The sequence below is a fragment of the Vibrio sp. Vb0888 genome (genome assembly GCF_033338835.1).
Classification (GTDB): Bacteria; Pseudomonadota; Gammaproteobacteria; order Enterobacterales; family Vibrionaceae; genus Vibrio; species Vibrio alginolyticus.
In genome coordinates this window covers 1-1,225 of record NZ_JAWOTL010000195.1, presented here as the reverse complement: position 1 = coordinate 1,225, position 1,225 = coordinate 1, and the positions used below count along the sequence as shown (strand labels likewise).

The following is a 1,225-nucleotide window of genomic DNA, read 5'->3' as shown; positions in this document are numbered from 1 at the left end:
ATATCGCGAGATATTTGGCCGAGCAATTGGGCGAGCAAGTTGGCCAGCGAGTGGGGTATCGCGTTCGTGGCGAGACAAAGGTAAGTGCTTCTACTCAGTTAGAAATTGTGACTGAAGGAGTCATGACTCGCATGATCCAAAATGACCCTGAGCTAGATGGCGTCGATTTGCTGATTTTTGATGAGTTCCATGAGCGCAGTATTCATGCAGATACGGCTTTGGCGCTTAGCTTGGAAGTTCAAGAAGCATTGCGAGACGATCTTAAGCTGGTGGTGATGTCGGCAACGTTGGATCAAGAAGCGTTGCAATCCTTACTGCCGGAAGCTTGTTATATTGAATCAGAAGGGCGCAGCTTTGCTGTGGAAACTCGCTATGCTCCGCTTACTGCCAACGATCATCTTTCAACGGTAATGGCAAAAAATATAGAGAGTTTGATGAATAAAGAGTCAGGCTCTCTGCTTGCGTTTCTTCCCGGTGTGGCGGCCATCAAGCAAGTGCAAGAGCGTTTATCGCACTTACCGGACGATGTTGAAGTATGCCCGTTGTATGGTCAGTTGAGCTTTACTGAGCAACAGAAAGCCATCTCTCCTGCAGAAAAAGGTAAGCGCAAAGTCGTATTGGCAACCAACATTGCGGAAACCTCTCTGACAATTGAAGGTATTCGCCTTGTGGTGGATTCTGGTTTGGAGCGTGTTGCGCGTTTTGACTTGAAAAATGGCCTTACACGATTGGAGCAAACGCGTATTGCTCAATCGTCTGCCATCCAGCGAGCTGGTCGTGCTGGGCGGATTGAAGAGGGGATTTGCGTTCGCCTCTATTCAGAAAGCCAACTCAAGCAACAGCCACAAGTGCCACAACCTGAGATTTTGCATTCCGATCTTGCGAGCTTGGTAATGGAGCTGGCGTTTTGGGGGACGACCGATATTCATGAGCTAAAATGGCTCGATATTCCTTCTGCTGCCGCGCTGCAACAAGCTAAGCAGTTGTTGTTTTCATTAGGGCTTATTACCGAGCAAGGACAACTGACTGCGGAAGGAAAGCAGGCTCATGACTTGGGCGTAGAACCTCGCGCGGCAGCGATGTTAATTAAATCGCAATCCCACAGCGATAAGATGGTAAATGTCGCTTTGGCGGCGGTCGCCCTAATTGAAGAGCCAGAGCGTAATGTAACGAATATCGCACATAGCTTGCATCGTTGGTTGTCCGGTTCTCATCCGAAAAAATC

Annotated in this window: 1 protein-coding gene; it reads left to right on the top strand. The window is 48.7% G+C overall.

The features are described from left to right. Positions 1-1,225, top strand: a 1,225-nt coding sequence (hrpB, locus tag R7P72_RS24965) for an ATP-dependent helicase HrpB (RefSeq protein WP_318110954.1), incomplete at both ends; no start/stop codon positions are given.